The sequence below is a fragment of the Pseudomonas sp. W15Feb34 genome, from assembly GCF_023127765.1.
GTDB classification, from domain to species: domain Bacteria; phylum Pseudomonadota; class Gammaproteobacteria; order Pseudomonadales; family Pseudomonadaceae; genus Aquipseudomonas; species Aquipseudomonas synxantha_A.
This window is the reverse complement of sequence record NZ_SPKN01000045.1, coordinates 339,232-354,070: the sequence shown is the minus strand read 5'-3', so window position 1 is coordinate 354,070 and position 14,839 is coordinate 339,232. Positions and strand designations below refer to the sequence as shown.

17 protein-coding genes and 1 tRNA gene are annotated in these 14,839 nt (G+C 57.4%); 9 read left to right on the top strand and 9 right to left on the bottom strand.

Annotation, left to right across the window (positions count from 1 at the left end):
* Positions 1-161: 161 nt before the first annotated feature.
* From E4O97_RS23470 to E4O97_RS23455, 4 genes are all read right to left on the bottom strand, one after another.
* Positions 162-2,063, bottom strand: a complete 1,902-nt coding sequence (locus E4O97_RS23470) for an alkaline phosphatase D family protein (protein ID WP_078822268.1) — start codon at positions 2,061-2,063, stop codon at positions 162-164.
* A gap of 445 nt (positions 2,064-2,508) precedes the next feature.
* Positions 2,509-4,737 carry an ATP-binding protein gene (locus E4O97_RS23465; protein ID WP_032879573.1) on the bottom strand — a complete coding sequence of 743 codons (2,229 nt, stop codon included), beginning with the start codon at positions 4,735-4,737 and terminating at the stop codon, positions 2,509-2,511.
* On the bottom strand, positions 4,734-5,348 hold the full coding sequence (locus tag E4O97_RS23460; protein ID WP_032879575.1) for a biliverdin-producing heme oxygenase: 615 nt from the start codon (positions 5,346-5,348) through the stop codon (positions 4,734-4,736). Before E4O97_RS23460 ends, E4O97_RS23465 begins: the two co-directional genes overlap by 4 nt.
* Positions 5,349-5,542: 194 nt before the next feature.
* The gene (locus E4O97_RS23455; RefSeq protein WP_248129143.1) at positions 5,543-5,923 is read right to left on the bottom strand and encodes a response regulator; all 381 of its coding nucleotides are present in this window, start codon (positions 5,921-5,923) and stop codon (positions 5,543-5,545) included.
* Positions 5,924-6,103: 180 nt separating this feature from the next.
* Between E4O97_RS23455 and E4O97_RS23450 the strand changes: the two genes are divergently transcribed.
* Positions 6,104-6,535 carry a VOC family protein gene (locus E4O97_RS23450; protein ID WP_078822266.1) on the top strand — a complete coding sequence of 144 codons (432 nt, stop codon included), beginning with the start codon at positions 6,104-6,106 and terminating at the stop codon, positions 6,533-6,535.
* Between the two features lie 30 nt (positions 6,536-6,565).
* Positions 6,566-6,940, top strand: coding sequence for a cytochrome c family protein (locus tag E4O97_RS23445; protein ID WP_248162361.1), 375 nt, complete (start codon positions 6,566-6,568; stop codon positions 6,938-6,940).
* Between the two features lie 146 nt (positions 6,941-7,086).
* Here E4O97_RS23445 and E4O97_RS23440 read toward each other — a convergent pair whose 3' ends face one another.
* On the bottom strand, positions 7,087-7,371 hold the full coding sequence (locus E4O97_RS23440; RefSeq protein ID WP_078822264.1) for a barstar family protein: 285 nt from the start codon (positions 7,369-7,371) through the stop codon (positions 7,087-7,089).
* 227 nt (positions 7,372-7,598) lie between these two features.
* Here E4O97_RS23440 and E4O97_RS23435 point away from each other — a divergent pair, with 227 nt between their 5' ends.
* Together E4O97_RS23435 and E4O97_RS23430 are read left to right on the top strand one after the other, a co-directional pair.
* A complete protein-coding gene (locus E4O97_RS23435) occupies positions 7,599-8,111 on the top strand; it encodes a T6SS effector amidase Tae4 family protein (protein ID WP_248162359.1) in 513 nt (170 codons plus the stop codon).
* The gene (locus E4O97_RS23430) at positions 8,108-8,341 is read left to right on the top strand and encodes a hypothetical protein (RefSeq protein WP_032879588.1); all 234 of its coding nucleotides are present in this window, start codon (positions 8,108-8,110) and stop codon (positions 8,339-8,341) included. The genes E4O97_RS23435 and E4O97_RS23430 overlap by 4 nt, the downstream gene beginning before the upstream one ends.
* A gap of 145 nt (positions 8,342-8,486) precedes the next feature.
* Here E4O97_RS23430 and E4O97_RS23425 read toward each other — a convergent pair whose 3' ends face one another.
* Positions 8,487-8,858 carry a PH domain-containing protein gene (locus tag E4O97_RS23425; RefSeq protein ID WP_032879590.1) on the bottom strand — a complete coding sequence of 124 codons (372 nt, stop codon included), beginning with the start codon at positions 8,856-8,858 and terminating at the stop codon, positions 8,487-8,489.
* A gap of 156 nt (positions 8,859-9,014) precedes the next feature.
* Here E4O97_RS23425 and E4O97_RS23420 point away from each other — a divergent pair, with 156 nt between their 5' ends.
* The gene (locus tag E4O97_RS23420) at positions 9,015-9,650 is read left to right on the top strand and encodes a LysE family translocator (RefSeq protein WP_248162357.1); all 636 of its coding nucleotides are present in this window, start codon (positions 9,015-9,017) and stop codon (positions 9,648-9,650) included.
* 8 nt (positions 9,651-9,658) lie between these two features.
* Here the strand turns inward: E4O97_RS23420 and E4O97_RS23415 are convergent, their stop codons facing one another.
* Positions 9,659-10,351, bottom strand: a complete 693-nt coding sequence (locus E4O97_RS23415) for an NBR1-Ig-like domain-containing protein (protein ID WP_005791214.1) — start codon at positions 10,349-10,351, stop codon at positions 9,659-9,661.
* Positions 10,352-10,578: 227 nt separating this feature from the next.
* On the opposite strand from E4O97_RS23415, the gene E4O97_RS23410 reads away from it, so the two are divergent.
* Together E4O97_RS23410 and E4O97_RS23405 are read left to right on the top strand one after the other, a co-directional pair.
* Positions 10,579-11,385: a 2OG-Fe(II) oxygenase family protein gene (locus E4O97_RS23410; protein WP_032879594.1), complete on the top strand. Its 807-nt coding sequence runs from the start codon at positions 10,579-10,581 to the stop codon at positions 11,383-11,385.
* A gap of 26 nt (positions 11,386-11,411) precedes the next feature.
* Entirely contained in the window at positions 11,412-12,050 is a 639-nt protein-coding gene (locus E4O97_RS23405; protein WP_005791208.1) for a LysE family transporter, read from the top strand.
* Here E4O97_RS23405 and E4O97_RS23400 read toward each other — a convergent pair.
* Together E4O97_RS23400 and E4O97_RS23395 are read right to left on the bottom strand one after the other, a co-directional pair.
* Positions 12,021-12,350 (bottom strand): hypothetical protein, encoded by a 330-nt coding sequence (locus tag E4O97_RS23400; RefSeq protein WP_032879596.1) that lies wholly within the window; start codon positions 12,348-12,350, stop codon positions 12,021-12,023. The genes E4O97_RS23405 and E4O97_RS23400 overlap by 30 nt on opposite strands.
* A gap of 85 nt (positions 12,351-12,435) precedes the next feature.
* A tRNA-Leu gene (locus tag E4O97_RS23395) sits at positions 12,436-12,520 on the bottom strand.
* 108 nt (positions 12,521-12,628) lie between these two features.
* Between E4O97_RS23395 and queA the strand changes: the two genes are divergently transcribed.
* Both queA and tgt read left to right on the top strand, forming a co-directional pair.
* Positions 12,629-13,678, top strand: a complete 1,050-nt coding sequence (queA, locus tag E4O97_RS23390) for a tRNA preQ1(34) S-adenosylmethionine ribosyltransferase-isomerase QueA (protein WP_032879598.1) — start codon at positions 12,629-12,631, stop codon at positions 13,676-13,678.
* 5 nt (positions 13,679-13,683) lie between these two features.
* On the top strand, positions 13,684-14,799 hold the full coding sequence (gene tgt / locus E4O97_RS23385; protein WP_032803964.1) for a tRNA guanosine(34) transglycosylase Tgt: 1,116 nt from the start codon (positions 13,684-13,686) through the stop codon (positions 14,797-14,799).
* Positions 14,800-14,839 lie beyond the last annotated feature (40 nt).

The following is a 14,839-nucleotide window of genomic DNA, read 5'->3' as shown; positions in this document are numbered from 1 at the left end:
CCGCTTTAAGGCGACAACGCGGCGGGGAAACTAATTGAGAACGCCCCCTAGGGGCCAGTTATTATTGGTGACGCCGATACTCCGTGGCTGGCGCTACTCTACCTCGCTGCTTGCACGGTTTGAATAGGGCGGATGTGCTGCTTTCGGATAGTGGCGTTTGGCTATGGTTCGGGCGCCAGCATCTTTGTTCGAGGCTTTCCATCCGCGTTGTGTTGGTAAATCTCATCCGGCTGGCCCTGTTCATTGAAAAACACCTGGCCAATTCCCGCGCTATTCCACAGCCGCTCACCCGCCTCGGCATGGTCCGGAATATACGGGACTACCTGCATGGTACGGCGGCGGGTAAACCAGTTAAGCGGCGAGCGTGGGGAATACAGCCAGCGGTTGAGACGGTCGAACCATTCCAGCAGGCGCGGCGGGAACTCATTCTTGATGCCGCTGCTGGTGATTTGCCAGATCCTCGGGCCGCCGTTGCGGTGACGGATCAGCACCTGGTAGACGAACGAGTAATGCACATCGCCGGAGAGGATCACGTAGTTACCGGGCGTGCGCGAGTGGCGGAAGATGTTCAGGATCACTTGGGCGGCGCCGCGATGAGCCATCCAGTTTTCGGCGTCCACCAGCAGTGGGAAGCCGCACCAACTGAAGACCTTTTGCACCGTTTCGATCAGCTTGACGCCAAAGATCGGCGCAGGCGAGACGATAATGGCCGACGGATGGTCGAGCAGCTCCTGTTGCAGTTCGCTCAAGGCTTCCCAGTCCAGCAGGCCGGAAGGTTGCTTGAGGGTAAATTCGCTGCGCCAGCGCCGAGTACGGGTATCGAGTACCACCAGGGCAGGGGTGGTGGGCAAAACGTAATGCCATTGCTGGAATTTCAGAAGCACCTCCAGCAGATCATCCTGGGCAGCAGCGTCCAGATGATTGCCCTGCGCCTGGCCAGTCAGTGCCTGGGTCTGGGTCAGCAGTTCGCCGAACACCTGGGGTTGGTTGCCCCAGCCCTGGCATAACAGGTACGCCAGCAAGGCATTGCCGATGATGCGTTTGGAGAAGGGATGGCCGTAGGCGGTTTGCTCCCACTGAGCGCTGAGGTTCCAATCGTCGGTGATGTCGTGATCATCGAAGATCATCAGCGTCGACAAGTGGGCGAACACCCGGGCTACCCCCGGCAAGCCGGTGCGCAATTGATCGATCTGCACTTGTTCGCGGGCATAACGCAGTTGTTCTTGCGCGCTCAGTTGCGGCGGTCGTGGTGTGATCAGCGTCCACGGGGTGGGCGACCAGACCAGCAGGTACATCGCGATGACTTCGGCGAAGGTCACCAGGTGATTGTCAGCGGTGCTGCTGGTGAAGATCGGCTTCTTCACGCCGCCGAAAAAGCGTTCGCGCAGGGTCTCGTTACTGTCCAGCGCCGGAAGCAGGTCGGCGCGGTGGTAATAGCTGGCGCGATGCCCATAGAGGCTGACGCTGTCGTCTACCACGGCGCCCTCCAGGAACTCGTCGAACAGGCCCAGGTGCGCGATCAGCGCATGGATGGCCCGCAGCATGGGCCCGGCGACATCGTCGGCGTAGACCTGGTCGCCGCTCATCATCAGCAAGGCGGGGCGTTCGAGCGGGGTGCGGGCCTGCGCCAACAGGCGGTCGACGCACAACAAACCTTCATCTGCACGGTGATGGGGTTTACGGCAGGAGCCATGTACCAAGTGGTTGATGCGGCTATGCAGCACGAAGCTCGGCGTTGTGGCGTCGGCATACAGCAAGTGCGGCGCCCATTGTGCGATGCCGATGCCGTCGACGATCAGGTCGTAACCGATGACCTCGTCCTGGGGCAGAGCGTCGCTCAGCGCTACATCGATCAAGTGGATAACGGCATGGCGCCCGACGGGCACGACTTGGCAGTGCGTTGCATCGAGCGGGATATTCAGCGTCTCGCCCTGGGGTAATTGCAGCCTCAAGCACAGTGGCAGGGCACGACTGCCCACCAACCAGATAACCAGGCGTTGCGGCTCCAGGCGCCGTAGCAGGGGGCCGGCGATGACGGCGGGCAGGGTGTCGGGTTGATGCATGAATAATGCAGCTCATACCAAGTTGAACTGGAGAGGGTAACGCAGAGGATGTCAGTGTTTCGTCAACAGAGTGCAACGCAGGGCGCTGCACTTATCGCTGGTGACTCGTAACGCTTTAAAGTTAAAGCACTTGGCCCTTTCCAAGGGAATCCAGGTTTGAATCTTTACGTTTTGTTGGTTGCGTATTTTGTTCCTGTTGGTTGCTGGCAACCGGCGAAGATGTTTGCGTAGGATTGACTGGGGACTGAGTGTTCTGTGTAGCACGCTCGATGTTGTAGCTGTGGAATGAACTACCGATGATCATGGTAAAACCCCTTACTCAATTGGAGGACTGTTGTCGCATCAATACTCCCTTTGAGTGCGCACTGATTGAGTGGAGTTGGCCGGGTTTTTCGTTCCCGGCCATAGGTAACCATATGTTTGGCTAGTAGGAATTTGGTGTGTCTCAAGCAGGCTTAGGCACCGTAAACCTGAATTCACTGCCGCGCCCCAATTCACTGTCGGCTTCGATCCGACCACCATGGGCCTGGACAATCCCCTGGGTGATATACAGCCCCAGCCCGCTGCCGGTGGGATTGTTCTCGGACTGGGTCCAATAGCGGTCGAACACATGGGGCAAATGATCCGGCGCAATGCCTTCACCGGAATCGCGTACCGAAAACACGATCTCTTCGCCGTTGCTCATGGCGCTGATACCGATGTTGCCCTGGCGGGGGGTGAATTTAATGGCGTTGCCGATCAGGTTCGACAGCACTTGGAACAAGCGCTCCGGGTCGGCGCTGATCTGCAGGCCAGGCTCGGCGTTGAACGACAGGTCGATACCTTTTTCCGAGGCCAGTGGCGACAGCAGCGAGTATGCCTCTTCAAATATCTGGCTGACGTCCAGCGCAACCGGCTTGACCACATAGCGTCCGGCTTCGATTTTCGAGGTGTCGAGCAAGTCCTCCAGCAGCACATTCATGCGCCCGGCGGCCTGTTGCATGGTGTCGATGGCCGAGGAAATCCGCCGTGAGGTGTGTGGGCCGTCGGAGCTGAAGGCTTTCTGCATCATGCCGCAGAGCATGGAAATGACTGTCATCGGGTTGCGCAGGTCGTGGGAAACCACTGCGACCAACTCGTCTCGGGCACGCACCGCTTGTTGTTCGCGCAGCACCTGGCGGGCCAAGTCATTCTCCAGGGCCGAGCGGCGCAGGTCATTGGCGGCAAACAGGTCGCCGTGGCTCCACTTGGTGGAAATGCCGGCCATTTCCACTTTCCAGATTTCAAACGACGTGCGTGGGCGAAGGCGTAGGCCAGTGTCAGAAGTTTCCAGATTTAGCGGCTTGCTCGGGTCACCGCTCCAATTGATGTTCTCTTTGACTTCCGGGCGAAACCACAACACACCGTTATCCACAGGCTTGGGCAGGCTCATGGCGAGCACACCACTGGCCACCGCCTGATACTCGGCGGCCGGTGGGTACACCGAAGCCAGGTTGTGGTTGGAAAATACCGGCTGGCCCAGCGTTTGCAGCCACTTGTGCAGCGCCCGGATTTGCGCTGGTTCCGGGCAGTTGCCGTAACGGTGCAACTGCTTGTCTTCGATGATCGCCACACCGCCCGACAAGGTCAGGTCCATCAGTTTTTTACCGTGGTGGGCCAGGCTGTCGAACACATTGTCGTCGCTGGCTTTCATCGCCCGATCAAGCAACGCCAGGGTTTCGACTTTCTCCTCTCGCTGGCGGCTTAACTCCAAGGCTTCCATGGCACTGATCTGCAACGACAGCACCTGACCGATGGTCTGGCAGGTCATACGCAGATCGTTCGGCACCAGCAGCGGCTCGCGGTTGCCGCAGCTGATCAGGCCCCAGAGTTTGTCGCCCTTCATCAGCGAAATACTCATGGACGACAACACGCCCATGTTCTGCATGTATTGGCAGTGAATCGGCGACACGCTGCGCAGGGTAGCGAAGCTCAGGTCCAGCGGTTGGCCGGTGTCCGGGCGCAATTTTGGCAATAGCGGTACGGGTTCGTAGGACGCATTCGGGATGATCCGAAGCCAGTTGGTGCGATACAGCTCACGGGCTTGTTCGGGGATGTCGGACGCGGGGAAGAACAGGCCGTTGAATAATTCCATGGCCGGCGCCGAGGCTTCAGCGATTACCTGACCATGGCCTTCGTCTTCGAAGCGATAGATCAGCACTCGGTCATAACCGGTCATGGCCTGGATTTCATCCACGCTGATGGCGTACAGCGCTTGCAGTGTCTTGGCCGATTGCAGGCGTTGCAGCATTTTGCTCAGGTTGCTGGTGAGACCATTGCGTACCTGGGGTTTGAAATCCGCGAGCAAGGGTTCGAATTCCAACACCAGCACGTTCTGATGACGATGCAGCAAACCTTCGAACTGAGCACCGTTGAGCGTGACATGCAGGGGTGGGGCGTCGATAAAGGTATTGTGCTCGGCCATCGACTGCACCACCTGAGCGTGTTCACTGCCAATCAACGTGTGCAACGGTTGATTCAACAAGGCCTCGGGCGTGTGGCCGAACAAGGTGCCGACGTTGGCACTGACCTGAATGATGTTCAGCTCAGGCTCCGACAGCGTCAGCAACACGCCATGAGGCTGGATTGCCCCGGGGAAGCGGATGGGCTCGTCGGCACAGTTGGCAAGCAGCTCTTCAAAATCTTCGGGTTTCATAGCAGTACCTCCTGGCGTTCGAGCCATTGCTCAAAGCCGCTGAAAGTGGACCGGGCAGCCATCACTGCGCGCGCTCGAGCGCTCGCATCCAGTGGCTGATGAGCCAGGTAGTCGAGAAAGTCTTTCCAGCGCCGGCCGGTCTCGGCACCGTAGACATCGAGAAACGCACCGCCGTTGTCGGCTTCGATCGCCAGGCGTGACGCCATCTCCCGGCGTAATACCTGGCCGCCGAGCGTTGCACCTTCCAGTACATACAGGGCGCCGAGGCAAGCGGCAGGAGTGTCCAGCGCGGGGAGTTGGGTGCAGCGGGGAAGGGCATCGAGGGTGGGACTATCCAGGCCCAGGGCGCGCAGATCGTTGACCAGCGTCGGCGTTTTCACACGTGATGCAATGTCAATTCCATCTGGAATCAGGCCACCGTCGTACAGCGCCGCCTCCATGGGTTGATAAAAACCGTAGTACGCCTGCAGCAATCGCCGATACCACTGGGCATCCAGGCGTTCGGAAAAAAACGGCAAACGCTTTTCCAACGCGACATGCAACAGGCCGGTACCCGTGCGCAACGTTTCCAGCAAGGATGGCGCACCAACGTCATGGGCCTGTGAGTGCATTCAATGAGCTCGAACTGTGGGCCTGTCGGCCAGGAATGACGCATGAAAATGGGCGACAATTCTACACAACTCGTTGTCGTCAGCTGAGCGCAAGAAGCGAAAAGGCTGACCAGTGGATCAGAAAAGTCGCTCCCTGTATTCCAAATGACCCCACGGCACGCCACGAGTTCGGTCCGGATGATATCGCGACGCTATCAATGCATGGGCGTTCCCTGCTGGGTCAATGCCGTTTGCACGCACTCAAGCAAGTGATCGGTGCTCCATGGTTTAGGTAGAAACCGCACCGAGCTGCCCAATTGAGTGGCGATCTTCGTATTGCCGGAAGTCAGCACCACCTGCACCTCAGGCCAGCGATGAGCCACTACGCGGCTCAAGTCGTAGCCATTGAGCAGGCCGGGCATTTGAATATCACTGACAATCAAGTCCACAGGATCGTCGCCCCGCTCCAGATAAATCATCCCTTCATCCGCCGAAGGGAATGAAGTCACCACCGCACCGAAATCCTCCAGCACATCCACCATTAACGCCCGAATGATCTCGTCGTCTTCCAATACTAAAATCGATGGCTGAACCATGATCCTTACTCCACCATCAGGGGTTCAGTAAGGTGGAGTGGGGGTTGGGTATATAGGTTCGATTGGATGTTTTTTAAACGATGGGTGGTCATTCGGCTGGTTCCAGCATGTGGTCTTGCCCCACGCCGTCAGCACGATAATCCGTTAAGGTAAGCGCCACTGCGACGTCCAAGGAATGCCATGTTTAAGCGTAATCCCCTCGTGCCAGAACTCATCGTTACCCACCTCGGTGCCAGCCTGGCATTCTGGGTTGACCAGTTGGGTTTCGGCATCGCCTATCAGCGCGCTGAAGAAGGCTTTGCCTACCTCGACCTGCACGGTGCGCAAATCATGCTGGAACAATACGAGCCGCACGCCGGGCAGTGGTTGACCGCGCCCTTGCAGCAGCCTTTCGGGCGTGGCATCAACTTGCAAATCGACGTGCCTGCCGTAGCGCCTATCTTGCGGCGCCTGTCGGAGATCGGCCGCCCGTTGTTCCGTAACGTCGAGGATGCCTGGTACCGCGCGGGCGACGTAGAGGCCGGGCAGCGCCAGTTCATCGTGCAAGACCCGGACGGTTATCTGGTGCGCCTGGTGGAACGGCTGGGGGAGCGGCCGTTCAAGCAGGCATAATTGACGGCAATAACCCATAGGGAGACCCTGATGAAGTACGTGTTATTGACTCTCGCCCTCACCGTTGTCGCTGCACCCGCGTTTGCAGCTGGCGACTCCGAAGCGGGCGGCAAACTCTTCACCAAGACCTGCGGCGGCTGCCACAGCATCGGTGAAGGTGCGCGCGGCGGTTTTGGGCCGCAGCTGAACGGCATTATCGGCCGACCTGCCGGTACGACCCCGGACTATCAGTATTCGGATGCGATGAAGAATTCGGGAGTGGTTTGGACGCGGGACAAACTAACGGCCTACATCGAAGACCCGAAATCGGTGGTAAGTGGGACGCGGATGATTTTCTGGGGGATCAGTGATCCGCAGAAGATTGAAAATATCCTGGCGTACTTAGATACATTCCAGCCCAAGTGAGCTGCCCAGGCTGACGGCTACCACCGGGCACAACGCGATCAGAAGGTGCCGGGGCTTGCCGTCATGCCAGTCAGTTAAGCGCAGGCTCCCACATTGAACTGGGTTCGGCTTAAGGTATCGCCGTCGGTTGTCATTAGGCTCAAGCATCAATAGCGAACCCGCGACGCAAGCTCCGGGTAATGGGTCGCAAGCTCAGCCAAGCACTGCCGCAGCATCTTGGCATCGTGGGGTAGGTGCTCTGAAAAAATATCCCAACCAGAAAACTCAAGCGTCTCCGGCATTTCTACCAAGCCGCTGATGGCGTCCCAAAAGGCATCCCAGTTTCGGCCATACCAGTTGGGGAAGTTGAGTGAAGTGCACAGTGTGGCGTGAAGTTCTTTGGGGTTTTGGATGCGGCTCAGGTCTATTTTGATGATGGATGATCGGGTCACTTGTGCACCATTTGCTGATTTACAGGCGCCTTGAATATAACCAGGACAAATGCACCCGTCCTCATGTTTCACAGCACGTGATTTTAGGCCTTTCATTAACATTATGAGCCTTGGCCTGCATCCAAAGCCTACACGCAAGTAGGACCGTTCTGATTTGCGCCTGACCTCAGTATTAGCGGCAAAGCGTTTGCTACGTTCGTGTGAAAAATACGCGATGGAAGCGCTTAATGCTGACGTTCAACTCCCTATGGAAAAACCATCCGGAAATCTTCGGAGACGCCGCCCCTTGTAGAACCAACGGCGCCAAAAATTTCAGTGACCAATGCGCCATTAACCTGGGCGTAGCACTGCGCAGGTCAGGCGCCGACCTGAGCAGGTTGAGAGGTGTGCGCTATTGTTGGCAGCATGCCAAGAGTGAGGGCCATGTGTTGGCAGCTGAGGAGATGGCCAAACCTCTAAGTGACGCGAATATCCCCGGTTTGCAGCGCCCGAAGAAGATAAAACCTGAGGATTTCGAAGAGGTGTTGGCGGGGCAGCAAGGCATTATCTTTTTCAAAGACTTTTGGCGCCGAGGGAATGAGACGTCTGGCAATCGCAGTGGTGACCACATTGACCTTTGGAATGGGCGGCGGTTGACGAATTGGCTGAGTTATCCGCGTATTCAGTTGGGGTTTTCGATTGAGGGGACGTTCTCGGACTATCACGAGTCCAGGGAGATAGGGTTTTGGAAAGTCATATGAAGGTGGTTAAGGGCGTGCTCTTTGTGATCGGGATGGTTGTGGTGGCGCTGACGGTGTTTAACGGATTGGTTGTGGCAGTGTCGGCTTATTTCGGGCCGTTTTATGAGGGGGATGCGCAACAGAATCGAAATTTTGGATTTTGGTTGGTGGGTAATGGGGTTGTGATGCTGGCTACGGTGTTGCTGGGAGTGGGTTGGTATCGCAGATATTTGCGCAGGCGTGGGGTGTGAGTTCTCAAGTGTTCGGCGGATCATGTATTCATGGGAGGGCGCCATCGGGAGCAAGCCCCCTCCCACATTATGATCTGGTACATCTGTTGAATCGTGTAGGCAAAAAAAAGGCCTTGGTGCGCCAAGGTCTTTTTTTGCCCAAGGTTCAGGTCAGCAGATGCTTTGAAATCAGCCGCGAGATCTCCACAATCGAGGTTTTCCCAGTGAACTCGAACTTCACCTTCCCCAGCGACGAAAAGTAAATCTCCAGCTCCGAATCCAGATCAAACGTCCCTGACGTTTCCACCGAATACGCCACGATGTTTTTGTAAGGCAGCGAAGTGAAGTCCTTCTTGCTGCCGGTAATCCCCTGCACGTTCACTGCGATGATGCGCTTGGTGGTGAAGACCACGCCGTCGCGCATGGCCTTGTACGCGTCGACCACTTCTTCGCCGTCCATCAGCAGGGCCGAAACGCGTTCGGCGTATTCGTTGTTTTGTTTGAGCTTGAAGAAGCCTTTGTTGTTGAAGTCGATCATGTGCCTGTCCTGGTTGAAGGGTGCCGCTGGTGTATGGCGTTTTGCTCGCGGATCTGTATCTAACGGCTGAGCCTGCAAGGCTCTAGCATGGCGCGTAACACTACAGTGCTGGCGAAGGATTTTACGCCGGCAGCATAGAAATCCAGGAGCTAAACAATGCCCGATATATCCAGCTTGCTTGCCTACGGCCTGATTTCACTCGGCATGGTGCTCACGCCCGGGCCGAATATGATTTACCTGATTTCCCGCTCGATCTGCCAGGGGCGCACCGCAGGGCTGATCTCACTTGGCGGGGTGGCGCTGGGCTTTTTGATCTATATGGTGTGCGCGGCGCTGGGTATCACCGCGCTGGTGATGGCGGTGCCGCTTGCCTACGACGTGCTGCGGTTCGGCGGTGCGCTGTATCTGGTGTACCTGGCGTGGCAGGCGGTCAAGCCGGGCGGGAGTTCACCGTTTCAGGTGCGGGACTTGCCCAAGGACAGCCCGCGCAAGTTGTTCACCATGGGCGTGGTGACCAACCTGCTCAATCCCAAGGTGGCGGTGATGTATCTGTCGCTGCTGCCCCAGTTCATTGAACCGAACGGCCATGGCAGCGTGCTGTTGCAATCGTTGGTGTTGGGCTCTCTGCAGATTTTCATCAGCGTCAGCGTCAATGCGGTGATTGCTTGTATGGCCGGCTCCATCGCGGTGTTCTTCGTGACTCGGCCGGGGTGGCAGGTGGTGCAGCGCTGGGTGATGGGGTCAGTGTTGATGGGGTTGGCAGTACGGATGGCGGTGGAAGGGCGCAAATAAGGCTGCTTTCAGCGTGCCATGACGTTGACAATCACATGCAGGATGAATGCAGGTCCATAGCAGGGGCGCCCGTGTTCATCTTCGATACGCCATATCGAAGTGACCGTGCAGGTCTCTTTCGGCGCTCCAAACTCTACGGTGATATGCACCGGTTGGCCGGGCAGGGTTTCGGCAATCGGTACCTCGTTGTTAAGGCTGCGCAGGTGGCTGTCCATCACCACTTCCAGGGGCTCGCCTGTAGCCGTGCGACGGGCGATGACGTATTCACCGTCCACTCGAACCAATCGTCGACCGCGCCAGGGGCGGGTACCGACGTTCTGGATCTCCCAGGTTTTCTGAAACGTTTCGCCAGGCAGCACGACGGTTTGGTCGGGCGTGGTGACGTCGGCGTTAAACACCACAATGTCGCCAAGATCATGCAGGCCGATGGCTCGGTTGGTGGTTGCCATTGAATGGGTATCGACCGGTGCGCCTGCCAAATCGGCGAAGTAGCGGAACAGCAATAACGGGGACACCTGCAGCGCCTTGGCCAGTTTGATCAGGGTGCGTACCGAGGGATCCTGTGAAATGCCACCCGCTAATCCGTAAAGATAGGTACGCGAAATACCGGCTTCCTTGGCCAGGGTTGTCATGGATTTGCCCAGTTCCCGGCTGCGTCTTACGACCAGTGCTCGGAGTGTGTCGCGGGTTTTGATGCTCATATCCGTACGTTGATCCCCGTCCTTGAAAAATCATCATCTTGTTCGCCAAAAAGGACAACTTGCTCGCCGTTGCGTGTAGTGAGCCCTGCACACTCGCAACCTGCTAGCGCCGTTGTGAAGGACATGGATCAGTCCCTTTCTGTTTGGCTATATCCAGTGTCGCGGTTTCTCGCATGCTTGCGAACCTAGTGTGTTGCATTCCTTTACAACTATCTTTGGGTATAGCTATGTCTCGATTAAAAGCATGCTGCGAATCCATAGCCCGATCAGGCTTTGGCATTCTGCAAATTCCTGATGCGATGTTGCAGGACTACAAAAAGATCATCGATGGGTATTCGGCCATTCCCCAGGCCATCAAGGATGAATTTTCCTTTGCCCAGGACACGGATGGGTTTTTCCCTTTTGGCGCCGAGTACTCCCTTGTCGAGGATCACCCTGACCTGTGCGAGCGGTTTTGTTACTGGCCCGCGCACGCTTCAAAAAGAACCGCTTTCGAATTCACCCGAAGTACTTTCGTTGCCGCAGTCGGCAGTTTTGAACGACAGATGAGCGAGTTGGCCCAGGGGGTGATGGATGGCATTTGCGAGGAATTTGGCGTGGCACCCTTGGCCCCCTTTCGCGCGGCATCGTATATCCAGTTGTGTGTCTACGGTCCACAGGCCAAAGACCATTCTCGTAAATTTGCTCAAGATCCTCATGAAGACGGGCATATGCTTTCGTTTATCAAGCCTACCCGCGAAGGGCTGGTCTTGATGAAGGGACGATCGTTGGAACCTGTACGCCTTCTGGAGAACGAGGTCGCGGTGCTGGCCGGCTCCTTGCTGACAGAGCTCTCCGATCATGCCGTGCCTGCCGCCTACCATGCTGTACTTGCGCCCAGCAAACCGGTCGCCAGAAGCTCATTGATTTACTTTGCAAACCCCAATCCGGACCAGTTGCTGACGACCTTTTACCGCCAGAAACCCATTGACCTGGGCAGCACGGTGAATGCTCGTCATACCGGTTTCGGTAATCAGCCGATTCAACTGCGCTAAATAGTCCTGGAGGGCTCGAACAGTCCATGTTTCCTCATTTCAATGCCCTTTACATCGAAGGTTTGCTCTTGGGCATCGGACTGTTCGCCGCCCCAGGCCCGAAAGACACCCTGGTGATCCGCCAAGGTGTCGGTCGCGGGCCGATCTGGGGCGTTGTCGCCATTTGCGTATTGGCCGATATTTTCCTGATCGCTTTCGGGGTCACGGGTTTAGGGTCGTTATTGGGAAGTCGGCCTGAGGTGATGGCGCTATTGCTATTGTCCGGAGCGGCCTATCTGCTTTGGTTTGGTGGCCAGCGTCTGTTGGCTTGTATCCGGGATCAGTCCATGCCGGATGCTCAAGGCGGCAATTCGCAAAGAGGGCTGTTGCGCTCGGCGGTCATACTCGGCTTTGCCAACCCTTATGCATGGCTGGATACCGTGGTGCTGATTGGTTCTATCGGGGCCACGAAACCTGCGGGCCAACAGGCACTGTTCGCGACAGGCGCCATGACGGCATCACTCGTGTGGTTTGTGGTGTTGGCGCTGTGCTGTCAGCGGTTGACAGTATTGTTTCGCAAGCCAGCGGTCTGGCGTTGGCTGGATGCAGGGGTGGCGGTATTGATGGTGTACCTGGCCGTTATGCTGATCACCGATTCATTGCACATCTTTCAGATAGCCCTTTAGAACGGTCAGCGGACAGATCAACTCATCAAGGTGAGAGATGTTTTGCACAGGGGTGGATAGCTTTAGCAATTCACGCCCGAGCACGCTGTCCGCTCCACCCAATGCAATCAACGCCTGGGTGATGCACTCATCGAGCTTCAACTGGATCTCAGCCAAGTTTCCCTGGCGCACCAACAACCCAAACACTTCACGCTCATAGCCATCCATTGCAGGATCATCGCGCAGCAGCGGGCTGCCGTCCTCGGTTTCATGCGCCAGCTTCAGGGCGAACAGTGCAACCGCTTCAAGCATCAATTCCATGGTCTCACTAACCCCCCACTGCCACGCCCGGCACTTTTTCACAGGCGAAAAAAAAGACCTTGAATTTCAAGGTCTTTCTTTAAGATGGTGCCCCGAGGGAGACTCGAACTCCCACTCCTTTCGAAAACGGATTTTGAATCCGCCGCGTCTACCAATTCCGCCATCAGGGCTCAATGGCGGCGAAGTATAGAGATGAGATTACCGTTGGTCAATCACGTTTCATGGTCTATTTTCACTATTTCCGCTAGACTTCCCGGCCCTGCTAGACGAACCCCATCATGCGCGTTGCTGACTTTACTTTTGAGCTCCCTGATTCGCTGATCGCTCGCCACCCTTTGGCCGAGCGTCGCGCCAGTCGACTGCTGACCCTGGACGGGGTCAGCGGTGCCCTCGCACACCGTCAATTCACTGATTTGCTTGAGCATTTGCGCCCGGGCGATTTGATGGTTTTCAACAACACCCGGGTGATTCCGGCGCGGCTGTTCGGCCAGAAAGCTTCCGGCGGCAAGCTGGAAATTCTGGTGGAGCGGGTGCTGGACAGCCATCGTGTGCTGGCCCATGTGCGCTCCAGCAAGTCGCCCAAGCCGGGTTCGAGCATCCTCATTGATGGCGGTGGCGAAGCCGAGATGGTTGCGCGCCACGATGCCTTGTTCGAGCTCAAGTTTGCCGAAGAAGTGCTGCCGTTGCTGGATCGCGTCGGCCATATGCCGTTGCCTCCTTATATAGACCGCCCCGACGAAGACGCGGACCGCGAGCGCTATCAGACGGTGTACTCACAGCGCCTCGGCGCTGTAGCGGCGCCGACTGCCGGGCTGCATTTCGACCAGCCGCTGCTGGATGCGATTGCCGCCAAGGGCGTCGAGACGGCCTATGTGACCCTGCACGTGGGGGCCGGTACGTTTCAGCCGGTGCGTGTGGAGAACATCGAAGACCACCACATGCACAGCGAATGGCTGGAGGTCAGCCAGGACGTCGTGGACGCGGTCAATGCGTGCAAGGCGCGCGGCGGGCGAGTGGTGGCCGTGGGCACCACCAGCGTACGATCACTTGAAAGTGCGGCGCGTGATGGTGTGCTCAAGCCGTTCAGTGGTGACACCGATATCTTTATTTTCCCGGGCCGGCCATTCCATGTGGTTGATTGCCTGGTCACCAATTTCCATTTGCCCGAATCCACGCTCTTGATGCTGGTGTCGGCATTTGCCGGTTACCCGCAAACCATGGCTGCTTACCAGGCCGCCATTGCCAACGAGTACCGTTTTTTCAGCTACGGTGATGCGATGTTTATCACCCGTAACCCGGCGCCACGCGGCCCAGAGGAACAACTATGAGTCGTATGTCGTTTGAATTGTTGGCCACCGACGGCAAAGCCCGTCGCGGTCGCCTGACCTTCCCGCGCGGCACCGTGGAGACCCCGGCGTTCATGCCGGTCGGCACCTACGGCACCGTCAAGGGCATGTTGCCGCGCGACATTGTCGCTACCGGTGCCGAGATTATCCTCGGCAACACCTTCCACCTGTGGCTGCGCCCGGGCACGGAAGTGATCAAAAAGCACGGCGATCTGCATGACTTCATGAAGTGGCAAGGCCCGATCCTCACCGACTCCGGTGGTTTCCAGGTGTTCAGCCTGGGCGCCATGCGCAAGATCAAGGAGGAGGGCGTAACCTTCGCCTCGCCGGTGGACGGTGCCAAGGTGTTCATGGGCCCGGAAGAGTCGATGCAGGTGCAACGTGACCTGGGCTCCGACATCGTGATGATTTTCGACGAATGCACGCCGTACCCGGCTGACGAAGACGTAGCGCGCATCTCCATGGAGCTGTCCCTGCGTTGGGCCCAGCGCTCGAAGAACGCCCATGGTGACAACACCGCGGCGCTGTTCGGGATTGTCCAGGGCGGGATGCACGAAAGCCTGCGTAAACGCTCGCTGGAAGGCCTCGACAAGATCGGCTTCGACGGCCTGGCCATCGGCGGTTTGTCGGTGGGCGAGCCCAAGCACGAAATGATCAAGGTGCTCGACTACCTGCCGGGCCTGATGCCCGCTGACAAACCTCGTTACCTTATGGGCGTTGGCAAACCGGAAGATCTCGTAGAGGGTGTGCGCCGCGGTGTGGACATGTTCGATTGCGTGATGCCAACCCGTAATGCCCGCAATGGGCATCTGTTCATCGATACAGGCGTGCTCAAGATCCGTAACGCGTTCCATCGCCATGATGATTCGCCGCTGGATCCCACCTGTGACTGCTACACCTGCCAGAACTTCTCCCGTGCCTATCTGCATCATCTGGACAAGTGCGGGGAAATGCTGGGTAGCATGTTGAATACCATCCACAATTTGCGTCACTACCAAGTCCTGATGGCTGGTTTGCGCGAGGCTATTCAACAGGGTACATTGGCCGCCTTCGTCGATGCCTTCTATGCCAAGCGCGGGCTCCCTGTGCCGCCCTTGGACTGAGTTTTCCGACCCTAAGATTCACTATTTGCAACTGGAGTGC